At 66.9% G+C, this 12,276-nt stretch carries 10 protein-coding genes; 6 read left to right on the plus strand and 4 right to left on the minus strand.

Features of this window, described 5'->3' with window-relative positions:
- Nucleotides 1-146 precede the first annotated feature (146 nt).
- From ACM0PB_RS16710 to rpoE, 3 genes are all read right to left on the minus strand, one after another.
- Nucleotides 147-1,679: a DegQ family serine endoprotease gene (locus ACM0PB_RS16710; protein WP_065185459.1), complete on the minus strand. Its 1,533-nt coding sequence runs from the start codon at nt 1,677-1,679 to the stop codon at nt 147-149.
- A 74-nt stretch (nt 1,680-1,753) separates the two neighbouring features.
- The gene (locus ACM0PB_RS16715) at nt 1,754-2,635 is read right to left on the minus strand and encodes a sigma-E factor negative regulatory protein (RefSeq protein WP_065179471.1); all 882 of its coding nucleotides are present in this window, start codon (nt 2,633-2,635) and stop codon (nt 1,754-1,756) included.
- Nucleotides 2,632-3,252 (minus strand): RNA polymerase sigma factor RpoE, encoded by a 621-nt coding sequence (gene rpoE / locus ACM0PB_RS16720; RefSeq protein WP_005418256.1) that lies wholly within the window; start codon nt 3,250-3,252, stop codon nt 2,632-2,634. The genes ACM0PB_RS16715 and rpoE overlap by 4 nt, the downstream gene beginning before the upstream one ends.
- Before the next feature lie 235 nt (nt 3,253-3,487).
- On the opposite strand from rpoE, the gene ACM0PB_RS16725 reads away from it, so the two are divergent.
- The 4 genes from ACM0PB_RS16725 (at nt 3,488) to ACM0PB_RS16740 (ending at nt 8,570) form a co-directional block, all read left to right on the plus strand.
- The gene (locus tag ACM0PB_RS16725; protein ID WP_005418265.1) at nt 3,488-5,551 is read left to right on the plus strand and encodes a 3-hydroxyacyl-CoA dehydrogenase NAD-binding domain-containing protein; all 2,064 of its coding nucleotides are present in this window, start codon (nt 3,488-3,490) and stop codon (nt 5,549-5,551) included.
- A 660-nt stretch (nt 5,552-6,211) separates the two neighbouring features.
- A complete protein-coding gene (locus tag ACM0PB_RS16730) occupies nt 6,212-7,075 on the plus strand; it encodes a pirin family protein (protein WP_005418267.1) in 864 nt (287 codons plus the stop codon).
- 121 nt (nt 7,076-7,196) lie between these two features.
- The gene (gene aqpZ, locus ACM0PB_RS16735) at nt 7,197-7,916 is read left to right on the plus strand and encodes an aquaporin Z (RefSeq protein ID WP_032954396.1); all 720 of its coding nucleotides are present in this window, start codon (nt 7,197-7,199) and stop codon (nt 7,914-7,916) included.
- 195 nt (nt 7,917-8,111) lie between these two features.
- Nucleotides 8,112-8,570 (plus strand): hypothetical protein, encoded by a 459-nt coding sequence (locus tag ACM0PB_RS16740; protein ID WP_032954397.1) that lies wholly within the window; start codon nt 8,112-8,114, stop codon nt 8,568-8,570.
- 128 nt (nt 8,571-8,698) lie between these two features.
- Here ACM0PB_RS16740 and ACM0PB_RS16745 read toward each other — a convergent pair whose 3' ends face one another.
- Entirely contained in the window at nt 8,699-9,550 is an 852-nt protein-coding gene (locus tag ACM0PB_RS16745) for a pirin family protein (RefSeq protein ID WP_053499689.1), read from the minus strand.
- A 215-nt stretch (nt 9,551-9,765) separates the two neighbouring features.
- On the opposite strand from ACM0PB_RS16745, the gene ACM0PB_RS16750 reads away from it, so the two are divergent.
- Nucleotides 9,766-11,847, plus strand: a complete 2,082-nt coding sequence (locus tag ACM0PB_RS16750; RefSeq protein ID WP_005418274.1) for a carbon starvation CstA family protein — start codon at nt 9,766-9,768, stop codon at nt 11,845-11,847.
- Nucleotides 11,847-12,071 (plus strand): YbdD/YjiX family protein, encoded by a 225-nt coding sequence (locus tag ACM0PB_RS16755; RefSeq protein WP_005410613.1) that lies wholly within the window; start codon nt 11,847-11,849, stop codon nt 12,069-12,071. Before ACM0PB_RS16750 ends, ACM0PB_RS16755 begins: the two co-directional genes overlap by 1 nt.
- The last annotated feature ends 205 nt before the right edge of the window (nt 12,072-12,276 follow it).

Genomic DNA, 12,276 nt, shown 5'->3' on the forward strand with positions numbered 1-12,276 from the left:
CCGCCCCCGAAGCCCCGCCCCGGCGGGGCTTCGTCCGTTCTGGACCCGGTCCGATGAGGCAGTTTTCGCGGCCGGGCGCCGGGCGTGCGATAATCGACCGTTACCCTGACGACGCCGGCGCCGCCGAAGCGGCCCTGGCAGGGGCCTTACTGGCCGGCCTTCACCGCCACGAAGGCGCTGTTGCCGTTGGCCGTGCGGACCAGCAGCATCACCACGTCGTCCTTCTTGAAGCTGGACAACGCCCGGTTCAGGGCATCCACGCTGCCGACCGCAGTGCGGCCGACCTGCAGGATCACCATGCCCGGCGACAGGCCGGCATCGCGTGCTGCCTGGCCCTTGACCCCGGTGATGCGCACGCCTTCATTGCCGTTGAGCCCCAGCTGCTTGCGCTGGGCCGCGTTCAGGTCGCTGACGTCCAGCCCCAGCAGGGCGTTGGCACCGGTCTGCGGAGCCGCCTCGCCAGCGCCAGCCGACGGCCCGCGGGCATTGCCCTGCCCGTCCTCGCTCAGTGCGGTCAGCGTGGCACTGAGCTCATGCGGCTTGCCGTCGCGGTAAACCACCAGGTTCACCTTGCTGCCCGGCGCCATCGCACCGATCAGCGGCGGCAGGTCGGACCAGCTGTTGACCGCGCTGCCGTTGACCGAGCGGATGACATCGCCCACCTGCACGCCGGCCTTGGCGGCCGCACTGCCGGCCACGATCTGGTTGACCAGCGCGCCGCGGCTGTCCGGCAGGCCCAGTCCCTGCGCCTTCAGCGAATCGATCGGTTCGACCACCGCGCCGAGCTGGCCGCGGGTGACCTTGCCGCTCTTCTTGATCTGCTCGACCGCGCTCATCGCCAGGTCGATCGGGATCGCGAAGCTGATGCCCATGTAGCCGCCGGAGGCCGAGAAGATCTGCGAGTTGATGCCGACCACTTCGCCGCGGGTGTTCAGCAGCGGACCGCCGGAATTGCCCTGGTTGATCGCCACGTCGGTCTGGATGAACGGCACGTAGCGCTGGTCAGGCCCCCCCGTACTGCGACCGACGGCGCTGACCACGCCGGCGGTAACGGAATGGTCGAGGCCGAACGGCGAGCCGATCGCGACAACCCATTGGCCCGGCTTCAGGGTGTTGGAATCACCCACGCGCACGGTGGGCAGGTTCTTGCCATCGATCTTGAGCAGGGCCACGTCGTACTGCTGGTCGCTGCCCACCACCTTGGCGGTGAACTCGCGGCTGTCGCCCAGTTTGACCTTCACCTCGCTGGCGTCGGCCACCACGTGGTAGTTGGTCAGTACATAGCCATCGGGCGAGATGATGAAGCCCGATCCCATGCCACGCCCCTTGATGCTGGGACCGCCATCCTGCCCACCCGGCCCCTGCCCCGGCATCGGGAAGTCAGGGCCGAAGAAGCGGCGGAAGAACTCGGGCATGTCATCGTCGCCCATCGGGCCGCGCGAGGCCTGGCGGTTGTTGCGGACGATGGTGGTGTCGACGTTGACCACGCCCGGGCCGACCTGTTCGACCAGGTTGGTGAAGTCGGGCAGGCCGCTGACCAGCGGTTGTGCAGGCGCCCGCGGCGCCGCGGCCGGCGCAGGCTGGGCCGGGGCGGCAGGCGCCGGCGCCTGCGCGCAGGCCACCAGGGGAAGGGTCAGAGCCAGCAGGCCAATGGCCTGCGTGCGAAGTCGGGGAGTCATCGGACGGCAACCTCCGGGTCGGATGGAAAGAGGAATACGGGCCCCGCCGACGGCGGGGCGTGAAGGCGCCCGGCTCAGTCGCGCGGGCGCGGCGGCACCGGCAGGTCGTCCTGCAGGCGCGGCTCGAACGGGTAGAACGCGGCACCGCCGGCGCGGGCCGGGAAACTGGCATTGAGCGCGCCACCTGCGGTCGGCGCCAGGCTGGAGCGCGGCCACGGCCGGGCCTGCAGCCCGCCGACCTCGCCGAATGGCAGGTTGCGGTTGGCGTTGGCCGGTACGGTCGGAGCCAGCGGTGCCTGCACGGCGGCGATGGCGCGCTGCGGAGCGTCATCGCGCTGGGCGGCACGCGCGGCCTGCTGGCTGCGGGTTGCACTGGCGCGGCGGGCGTCCTGGCGACGGCTGGTAGCAGCCATCGCCACAGCCGGCGCCGCCGCCACGGCCATCGCGGCGGTATCCACCGATGCTTCAGTCACCGGGGCCGGCGAGGTCGGCGCCGGCGGCAGTTCCGCCTGGCTGGCGATCACCTGGGGGGCCAATGGCTCGCCGGGAGTGGCCTCCTTCAGCTTCTCGCCCCCCATGAACAGGGCGACCGCAGCAACCGATGCGGCCAGAGCCGCGCCGCCGCCCCAGGCCCGCCAGCCACTGCGACGTACCTGGCGACGCGGCTCGGCCTGCGGCGTCGGCTCGGCCGCGATGGCGGCAGCCACGGCGGCACTGAACCCGGCCGGAGCCAGTGCCGACGCCTGCCCGCGCATCACGTCGCCCAGCAGCTGCCAGCGCTCCTGGCAACCGGCCAGCTCGGGGTCGTGCTCCATCCGGCGCAGCAGGAAACGCGCTTCATCGGCGCCCAGCTCGCCATCGACCAGGGCCGACAGCTGCTCGCGATGGCGCTGGTCCAGGCGCTGCCCGGCGGGCGATTGATGGTTCTGCGATTCGTTGAACGGGTTACTGGTCATACGCGGCTCTTCTCACGGGTGGCGCTGCCGATGTCCAGCAGCGGCCGGAGTTCGGTGTCGATCGCCTCGCGCGCCCGGAAGATCCGTGAACGCACCGTGCCGATCGGGCACCCCATCTTCTGCGCGATATCCTCGTAGCTCAGGCCTTCCACCTCGCGCAGGGTGATCGCTGACCGGAGTTCTTCCGGCAGCGCGTTGACGGCCTTCATCACCGTCTGTTCCAGCTCCTGGCGCATCAACTCGCGTTCGGGCGTGTCGGTGTCACGCAGGCGCGTACCACTGTCGAACTGTTCGGCATCACCGATGTCGATGTCATCGGTCGGCGGCCGTCGATTGTGTGAAGCCAGGTAGTTTTTGGCGGTATTCACGGCGATTCGATGCAACCAGGTTGAGAACTGGGCATCGCCACGGAAACTCCCGATCGCGCGGTAGGCACGGATGAAAGTGTCCTGGGCGACGTCCTGACATTCGCTCCAGTCGGCGATGTAGCGACCGACGAGGGCCACCACCCGATGCTGGTACTTGCGCACCAGGACATCGAAGGCGGCACTCTCGCCGTGCTGCACGCGCCGGACCAGTTCCAGATCCAGCTCCTGTGGTGTATCAACCTCGGCCATGAGGGGCCGCACTCCTGTCAGCCCAACCGACGTCGGGCAATGAGACTGCCAATCCCGGGAAAAGTTCAGTCGCCGATCACCTGGCGCCGCACCAGCTTTTAACCACCGTTCCGTTAGCGTCCCGGTCCACGGCCATGGATCCGGGGGCGCCACTCCCCTGCTATTGGGATTTGACGCGAGGGAAACAACCTCTGGATCATAGCCGCTTCTCCATACACAACCGGATGGAACGTCCATGCTTTCAGGCTTCGATGGTCTCCGCTTCAGCCACTGGCACCCCGAGATCCGCGACGACGGCGTGGTGGTTCTCTCCCTGGATCGTCAGGACAGCAGCGTCAACGCGATGTCGCAGGACGTGCTGCTGGAGCTGGGCGACCTGCTTGAGCGCATCGCGCTGGACCCACCCAAGGGCGTGGTGGTCCAGTCGCTGAAGAAGGCCGGCTTCATTGCCGGTGCCGACCTGAAGGAGTTCCAGGAATTCGACCGTCGCGGCACCGTCAATGACGCGATCCGTCGTGGCCAGGCCACCTATCAGAAGCTGGCCGAGCTGCCCTGCCCCACCGTTGCGGCGATCCACGGCCACTGCCTGGGAGGCGGCACCGAACTGGCGCTGGCCTGCCGCTACCGCGTGGCGTCCAATGACAGCAGCACCCGCATCGGCCTGCCGGAAACCCAGCTTGGCATCTTCCCGGGCTGGGGCGGCAGCGCCCGCCTGCCGCAGTTGGTGGGCGCGCCGGCGGCAATGGACTTGATGCTGACCGGCCGCACCCTGTCGGCCTCGGCCGCGCGTGGCATCGGCCTGGTCGACAAGGTGGTGGCGCCAGCGGTGGTGCTCGACACCGCCGTCGCGCTGGCGCTGTCCGGCACCACCCGCCCGTTCAAGCAGCGCGCGACGGCATGGGCCACCAACACCTGGCTGGCACGCAGGCTGCTGGCGCCGCAGATGGTCAAGCAGGTCGCACGCAAGGCGAAGAAGGACCAGTACCCGGCGCCGTACGCGCTGATCAGCACCTGGCAACGCAGTGGCGGCAAGCCCATCCAGGCCCGCCTGGACGCCGAGCGGCGCGCCGTGGTCAAGCTGGCCAGTACACCGACCGCGCGCAATCTGATCCGTATCTTCTTCCTCACCGAGCGACTGAAGGGCCTGGGCAGTGGTGATTCCGGCATCCGTCACGTGCACGTGGTCGGCGCCGGCGTGATGGGCGGCGACATCGCCGCGTGGGCCGCTTACAAGGGCTTCGAGGTGACCCTGCAGGACCGCGAGCAGCGCTTCATCGACCCGGCCATGGAACGCGCGCAGGCGCTGTTCGCCAAGAAGGTGCGCGACGAAAGCAAGCGCCCCGCCGTGGCCGCACGCCTGCGTGCCGACCTGGAAGGCAATGGGGTTGCCGAAGCGGATCTGGTGATCGAGGCGATCATCGAGAACCCGGAAGCCAAGCGTGCGCTGTACCAGACGCTGGAACCGAAGATGAAGCAGGACGCCCTGCTGACCACCAATACCTCGTCGATCCCACTGGTGGAACTGCGCGATCACATCCAGCGCCCGGCGCAGTTCGCCGGCCTGCACTACTTCAACCCGGTAGCGCAGATGCCGCTGGTGGAAATCATCCACCACGATGGCATGGCGCCGGAGACCGAGCGCCGCCTGGCCGCGTTCTGCAAGGCGCTGGGCAAGTTCCCGGTGCCGGTGGCCGGCAGTCCGGGCTTCCTGGTCAACCGCGTGCTGTTCCCGTACATGCTGGAAGCGGCCACCGCCTACGCCGAAGGCGTCCCGGGCCCGGTGATCGACAAGGCCGCAGTGAAGTTCGGCATGCCGATGGGCCCGATCGAACTGATCGATACCGTCGGCCTGGACGTGGCCGCCGGAGTCGGCCGCGAACTGGCACCGTTCCTGGGCCTGCAGATTCCGGCCGCGCTGCAGACGGTGGAACCGGACAAGCGTGGCAAGAAGGATGGCCAGGGCATCTACACCTGGGAAAACGGCAAGCCGAAGAAGCCGGACGTGGCCAGCGACTACCAGGCCCCGGCCGACCTGGAAGACCGCCTGATCCTGCCGCTGTTGAACGAGGCAGTGGCGTGCCTGCACGAAGGCGTGGTGGCCGATGCGGACCTGCTGGATGCCGGCGTGATCTTCGGCACCGGTTTCGCCCCGTTCCGCGGCGGTCCGATCCAGCACATCCGTGCGGTCGGTGCCGATGCGATCGTCGAGCGGTTGAAGGCGCTGCAGCAGCGCCACGGCGACCGTTTCGCCCCGCGCCCGGGCTGGGACAACCCCGCCCTGCGCGAACCAGTGGTTTGAGTTGATCGGCCGGGCCTGCGGCCCGGCACCCGCAGAGGCAACCGCCGAAGCAAAAGCCAAACCCAGAGCCAGAGCCAGAGCAACAGCCGGCTCTGGCTTTTCTGTTTGTTGGGCGGGGCGGTGTCGGGTTGCGGGGACGCCGTAAACCCGTCCTTGGGGGCTTGGCCGCGGCATCCATGCCGCGGACACCCCGCAACCCGACACCGCCCCACCCCTGACAGTTTCCCGGTGACGGTGGGTGAACTGCGATGGCTGTAGGTGTCGACCTTGTTCAGCACGGATCATTACGAACTGGCGGGTGTCGACCTTGGTCGACACCAAGAGCGAAGCGACCGGCGTTTGATTTTGATTTTCTATTTTCTTCTCCGTGGCTGGACGCACACGGAAACTGTCAGAGGTCGGGCGGGTGGGTTGCGCAGGACCGTTGGCGCCATGGATGGCGCCATCGAGCCCCCATGGACGGGTTTACGGCGTGTCCTGCGCCACCCACCCGCCCGGCCAAGCGCGGTTTCTGCTTTTGCTTCTGCCTTCAGCGACCAAGCAACCAGCCACGAGGGGCTGCGCCGTTGGCTGGAACACCCTGTTACCCATACGAGGCATGTCCCCGTCACAGCCGCATGCGATGCTGACCACCTGATCCCTGCCAGCGAGAACGCCCGCATGACCACCATCATCGCCCCGCGCGTGCACGACATTGGCGGCCTCGAAGTCCGCCGCGCCGTCCCCACCCTGCAGGCGCGCAGCATCGGCTCGTTCGTGTTCGTCGACCAGATGGGCCCGGCACTGATGCACCCCGGCACCGCCATCGACGTGCGCCCGCATCCGCACATCGGCCTGGCCACGGTTACCTATCTGTGGTCGGGCGCCATCGGCCACCGCGACACCCTGGGCTCGGATCAGGTGATTCGTCCCGGTGACGTCAACTGGATGACCGCCGGCCGCGGCATCGCCCATTCCGAACGCACGCCACAATCGGACCGCGACCATGACAACCCGATCCACGGCATGCAGACCTGGGTCGCGTTGCCGAAGTCGCATGAGGAAATCGAGCCGGCGTTCTATCACCATGCCGCTGCCACCCTGCCCGAGCAGCGCCGCAAGGGTGCCTGGCTTCGGGTGATCGCTGGCCGCGCCTATGGCGAGGAATCGCCGGTGAAAGTGTTCGCCGATACGCTCAATGTGGCGATCGATCTGGACCCGGACGCGGAAATCGACATCGACGACGGTCACCGCGAGCGCGCGTTGTACATCCTTGAGGGCGACGCGCAGTTGGATGGCGTGGACATTCCCGCACAGCACCTGGTCATCCCCGAAGCCGGCGCACGCGGCCGCCTGCGCGCAAAGACACCGGTGAAGGCGATGCTGTTCGGTGGCGAGCCGCTGGATGGCCCGCGCCACCTGTGGTGGAACTTCGTGTCCAGCTCGAAAGAGCGTATCGAGCAGGCGAAGCACGATTGGGAAGCCGGTCGCTTCGGCACCATCCCCGGCGACGACAAGGAGTTCATCCCGCTGCCGCAGTACTGAGCATCGCGTGTTGCACACATCCGAGGGTGTATTCCTGCACCCGGCGTTGACGCTACAGTCACCCGCTGATCATTGAAATGTGACATAAATCACACTTTCGACCGTCAAAGGAGTGCAACACATGAGCATGGGTAAACGCTTGTCCGCCGAGTTCCTCGGCACGTTCTGGCTGGTTCTGGGTGGCTGTGGCAGTGCAGTGCTGGCCGCCAAGTTCGGTGGTGACGGCAATCCGCTGGGTATCGGCTTCCTCGGCGTGGCGCTCGCCTTCGGCCTGACCGTGGTGACCGGCGCCTATGCGTTCGGCCATATCTCCGGTGCGCACTTCAATCCGGCGGTCAGCGTCGGCCTGTGGGCCGGTGGTCGTTTCCCGACCAAGGACCTGGTGCCGTACATCATCGCCCAGGTTGCGGGCGGCCTGCTGGCCGGCTTCATCCTGCTGCAGATCGCCTCCGGCGCCAGCGGCTTCGCCATCGATGGCAGCCAGGCCGGAGCGTTCGCCAGCAATGGCTATGGCGCGCTGTCGCCCGGTGGTTACAGCGTGGCTGCGGCCTTCCTGTGCGAAGTGGTCCTGACCGCGGTGTTCCTGATCGTGATCATGGGCTCCACCCACGGCAAGGCACCGGCCGGGTTCGCCCCGCTGGCGATCGGCCTGTCGCTGACCCTGATCCACCTGATCAGCATCCCGGTCACCAACACCTCGGTGAACCCGGCCCGCTCCACGGCCGTTGCCTTCTTCGCCGGCAGCGGTGCGGTCAGCCAGTTGTGGCTGTTCTGGGTCGCCCCGTTGCTGGGTGGCGCGATTGGCGGCCTGATCTACAAGTGGATCGGCAACGACCGCTGATCCCCGCAGCAACCATTGCGGCCGACCCTCGGCCGCAATGGTTGCGCTTGCAACCGCGAATTGTGCGATTGCTCACGTTCCGTTAAGGTTGAGTTGACCGTCCGTGCACATGCCGGATGGGGGCGTCCGGGGATGGGATGCCATGGTCGCCGGCTCTGCTGGCGAAGCCAACCAATTCATCACCTTGGGGGATGCATGAAGTTCGTGCCTGTCATGTTGTCGAGCCTGCTTTTCGCTGCGGCCCACGCCGCCGCGCAGGCGCCGTCCGAATGTCCTTCGCTGCCGGCCAGCAGCGGTCTGCAGTGGCAGCAGCAGGTGCAGGCCGATTTCCTGGTCTGCCGCGCCAGCACCCCTGATGGCCGCGAAGTGCTGAGCCTGATGCTCAGCGCGCGTGACCCGTCCATTCCGCTGAACCGCTCGCTGCGGCAGGAAAAAGGCAGCTTCGGCGGTGAATCGCTGTACTGGTACCAGCCCGACCTGGGCGGCCAGCAACCGCCGGGGTATGCCGAACGGCGCATCAGCGTGGTCAAGCTCGACAAGGGGCGTTACGCGCAGATTTCGCTGTATCCGGACAGCGCGCAGGAGCTGGGGTCACTGCAACAGCTGGCGCAGGGCATGAGCCTGACCCCGTCGGCCGTGGCCGCCGGGCGCTGAAGATGACGGGGATGACTGCCTGGCAGCATCCCCGCAGCGCGACCCCATCCAACGGTTGTGCCGGTCGCTGGCCGGCACCCCGATCCGCCTCCATGCGAGGCAGTTGCCGGCCAGCGGCCGGTACTACGTCAGAACTTGCCTTCCTGGAAATCGACGAAGGCCTGCATCAGTTCCTGCCGCGTGTTCATCACGAACGGCCCGTGGCGCATCACCGGTTCGCGCAGCGGACGGCCGGCCACCAGGATCAGGCGCGCGCCTTCATTGCCGGCCGAGATGTGCAACTGCTCGCCACCGCCCAGCACCGCCAGTTCCTGGCGGGCGACGTCGCGCGCGGCGTCCTGCTCACCCACGGTCACGCCACCTTCGAATACGTACGCAAAGGCGTTGTGCCCTTCCGGCAGCGCATAGGTCCAGGCACGGTCGGGCGCCAGCGTGATGTCGAGGTAGAGCGGGTCGGTGGCCGGTTGCACGATCGGGCCGCGGGTGCCATCGACCGTGCCAGCAATCACCTTCACCTCCACGCCCGCTTCCGGGTGCACCACCGGAATCCGCTCAGGCGCGAACTCCTGGTACTTCGGCTCGGTCATCTTCTCCTTCGCCGGCAGATTCACCCACAGCTGGAAACCGCGCATCTGCCCGCTCTCCTGCTCGGGCATCTCCGAATGCACCAGGCCACGGCCAGCGGTCATCCACTGCACGCTGCCCGGGGTCAGCAGCCCTTCGTTGCCATGGTTGTCGCGATGCCGCATGCGCCCGTCGAGCATGTAGGTGACGGTCTCGAATCCGCGGTGCGGATGCTCCGGGAAACCGGCGATGTAGTCCTCGGCGCGGTCGGTGCCGAATTCATCGAGCAGCAGGAACGGATCGAGGTCGGGCAGCGTCGGGCCACCGATGACGCGGGTCAGGCGCACGCCGGCACCGTCGGAGGTGGGCATGCCACGGATGGTCCGCAGCACGCGGACCGGTTCGGGAAAGCTCATGGCGACTCCTGTTGGATGGATGCCACTGAAGATGGACGCCGCACGGCCACACGCCAATGGACGGCGCCGCAACCGATTGTTCCATCCCTGATGTTCGCTGCACGTCAGCACAACAAGCGTACGACCAAAGTACTACCGCCGATTCGTCCTGTGCCAATTGACCCTGTCGAGGGCACGCGGGACTCTTTGACTGTCTTTCCGGGAGAGAGCACCTCATGAAAGGGTTTTCCAAAATAGGCTGGGCGGTCCTCGCCCTGCTCGGCGCCTTCTGTCTGGGCACCGTGGCCCTGCGCCGCGGCGAACACATCAATGCGCTGTGGATCGTCGTCGCCGCGGTGTCGCTGTACCTGGTGGCCTACCGCTTCTACAGCCTGTTCATCGCCAACAAGGTGATGCAGCTCGATCCGACCCGGGCCACGCCGGCGGTGATCAACAACGATGGCCTGGACTACGTGCCCACCAACAAGCACGTATTGTTCGGCCACCACTTCGCCGCCATCGCCGGCGCCGGCCCGCTGGTCGGCCCGGTCCTGGCCGCGCAGATGGGCTACCTGCCTGGACTGCTGTGGCTGGTGGTGGGCGTGGTGCTGGCCGGTGCGGTGCAGGACTTCATGGTGCTGTTCCTGTCCAGCCGTCGCAACGGCCGTTCGCTGGGCGACCTGGTAAGAGAAGAGATGGGCCAGGTACCCGGCACCATCGCGTTGTTCGGTGCGTTCCTGATCATGATCATCATCCTGGCGGTGCTGGCGATGGTGGTGGTCAAGGCGCTGGCCGAAAGCCCGTGGGGCATGTTCACGGTAATCGCGACGATGCCTATCGCCATCCTGATGGGCGTGTACATGCGCTATATCCGCCCCGGCAAGATCGGCGAGATCTCGGTGGTCGGCCTGATCCTGCTGCTGGCCGCGATCTGGTACGGCGGCAAGGTCGCCGCCGACCCGGTGTGGGGCCCGGCGTTCACGTTCACTGGCACCCAGATCACCTGGATGCTGATCGGCTACGGCTTCGTCGCATCGGTGCTGCCGGTGTGGCTGTTGCTGGCCCCGCGCGACTACCTGTCGACCTTCCTCAAGATCGGCACGATCATCGCGCTGGCCGTCGGCATCCTGATCGTGATGCCGGAACTGAAGATGCCGGCGCTGACCCAGTTCGCCGCCAGTGGCGACGGCCCGGTGTGGAAGGGCGGCATGTTCCCGTTCCTGTTCATCACCATCGCCTGCGGTGCGGTCTCTGGTTTCCATGCGCTGATTTCCTCCGGCACCACGCCGAAGCTGCTGGCCAATGAAGCGCACATGCGCTACATCGGCTACGGCGGCATGCTGATGGAATCGTTCGTGGCGGTGATGGCACTGGTGGCCGCATCGATCATCGACCCGGGCATCTACTTCGCGATGAACAGCCCGGCCGCGGTGATCGGTGCCGATGCTGCGTCGGCGGCGCACTACATCACCAACACCTGGGGCTTCACCATCACGCCGGAGCAGCTGACCGCGACCGCGGCGGCGATCGGCGAGCCGACCATCCTGCATCGTGCAGGTGGCGCGCCGACACTGGCGGTGGGCATCGCGCAGATCCTGCACGAAGCAATCCCCAGTGGCAGCGACGCAATGATGGCGTTCTGGTACCACTTCGCGATCCTGTTCGAAGCATTGTTCATCCTGACCGCGGTGGACGCCGGCACCCGTGCTGGACGCTTCATGCTGCAGGACCTGCTGGGCAACTTCGTGCCGGCGCTGAAGAAGACCGAGTCGTGGACCGCCAACATCATCGGTACCGCCGGCTGCGTGGCGCTGTGGGGCTACCTGCTCTACACCGGTGTGGTCGATCCGTTCGGCGGCATCCAGACCCTGTGGCCGTTGTTCGGCATCTCCAACCAGATGCTGGCCGGTATCGCGCTGATGCTGGGCACGGTAGTGCTGTTCAAGATGAAGCGCGACCGCTATGCGTGGGTCACTGCGGTACCGGCGGTGTGGCTGCTGATCTGCACCACCTATGCCGGCTTCATCAAGATCTTCGACAGCAACCCGGCGCAGGGTTTCCTGGCACAGGCACACAAGTTCCAGGCCGCGCTCGCCAGCGACACGATCACGGCGCCGGCCAAGTCGGTGGCGCAGATGAAGCAGATCGTGGTCAACGCCTACGTCAATACCGGCCTGACCGCGCTGTTCCTGCTGGTGGTGGGCGCAGTCCTGGTGTATTCGATCAAGACCATCCTGGCGGCACGCCGCAATCCGCAGCGCAGCGACCGCGAGACCCCTTACGTGGCGCTGAAGCCGCATGAAATGGTGGATCTGTGATGAGTACGCAACTGGTTCCCGCCGGCCAGTACCAGGCGCACCGCCGCATCTGGCGGCGCCTGGTGCAGACCGCACGACTGTGCTGTGGCATTCCTGATTACGACAACTACGTCCGGCATATGCTGGAAAAGCATCCGGACCAGGAGCCGATGGACTACAAGACGTTCTTCCGCGAGCGCCAGGAAGCCCGCTACGGCGGGCGCAATGGTGGCCGCTGCTGTTGATGCTCGGGTTCGACAGCGCTGCAGCGGCCTTCAGTAGATTCACGCCATGCGTGGATGAAGACCGCCGCTGATCGAATGGTGTCCGGGGTCAGATCCGTTTCCTCCGGGAAACGGATCTGACCCCTTCTTTGAAAGAATGCCGAGCGCGGGCTCGGCACTACACGGGCAGAGCGGGGGGGGGGGGGGGGGCCCCCCCCCCCCCCCC

Origin of the sequence: Stenotrophomonas sp. AR029 (assembly GCF_047520695.2) — a bacterium.
Classification (GTDB): domain Bacteria; phylum Pseudomonadota; class Gammaproteobacteria; order Xanthomonadales; family Xanthomonadaceae; genus Stenotrophomonas; species Stenotrophomonas sepilia.

What these genes read in the sequence shown, in the direction of transcription:
- ACM0PB_RS16745 (WP_053499689.1), bottom strand. Translation starts at nt 9,550, where the DNA reads ATGAGCTTTCCCGAACCGGTCCGCGTGCTGCGGACCATCCGTGGCATG.
- rpoE (WP_005418256.1), bottom strand. Translation starts at nt 3,252, where the DNA reads ATGGCCGAGGTTGATACACCACAGGAGCTGGATCTGGAACTGGTCCGG.
- ACM0PB_RS16725 (WP_005418265.1), top strand. Translation starts at nt 3,488, where the DNA reads ATGCTTTCAGGCTTCGATGGTCTCCGCTTCAGCCACTGGCACCCCGAG.
- ACM0PB_RS16740 (WP_032954397.1), top strand. Translation starts at nt 8,112, where the DNA reads ATGAAGTTCGTGCCTGTCATGTTGTCGAGCCTGCTTTTCGCTGCGGCC.
- ACM0PB_RS16710 (WP_065185459.1), bottom strand. Translation starts at nt 1,679, where the DNA reads ATGACTCCCCGACTTCGCACGCAGGCCATTGGCCTGCTGGCTCTGACC.
- ACM0PB_RS16755 (WP_005410613.1), top strand. Translation starts at nt 11,847, where the DNA reads ATGAGTACGCAACTGGTTCCCGCCGGCCAGTACCAGGCGCACCGCCGC.
- ACM0PB_RS16730 (WP_005418267.1), top strand. Translation starts at nt 6,212, where the DNA reads ATGACCACCATCATCGCCCCGCGCGTGCACGACATTGGCGGCCTCGAA.
- aqpZ (WP_032954396.1), top strand. Translation starts at nt 7,197, where the DNA reads ATGAGCATGGGTAAACGCTTGTCCGCCGAGTTCCTCGGCACGTTCTGG.
- ACM0PB_RS16750 (WP_005418274.1), top strand. Translation starts at nt 9,766, where the DNA reads ATGAAAGGGTTTTCCAAAATAGGCTGGGCGGTCCTCGCCCTGCTCGGC.
- ACM0PB_RS16715 (WP_065179471.1), bottom strand. Translation starts at nt 2,635, where the DNA reads ATGACCAGTAACCCGTTCAACGAATCGCAGAACCATCAATCGCCCGCC.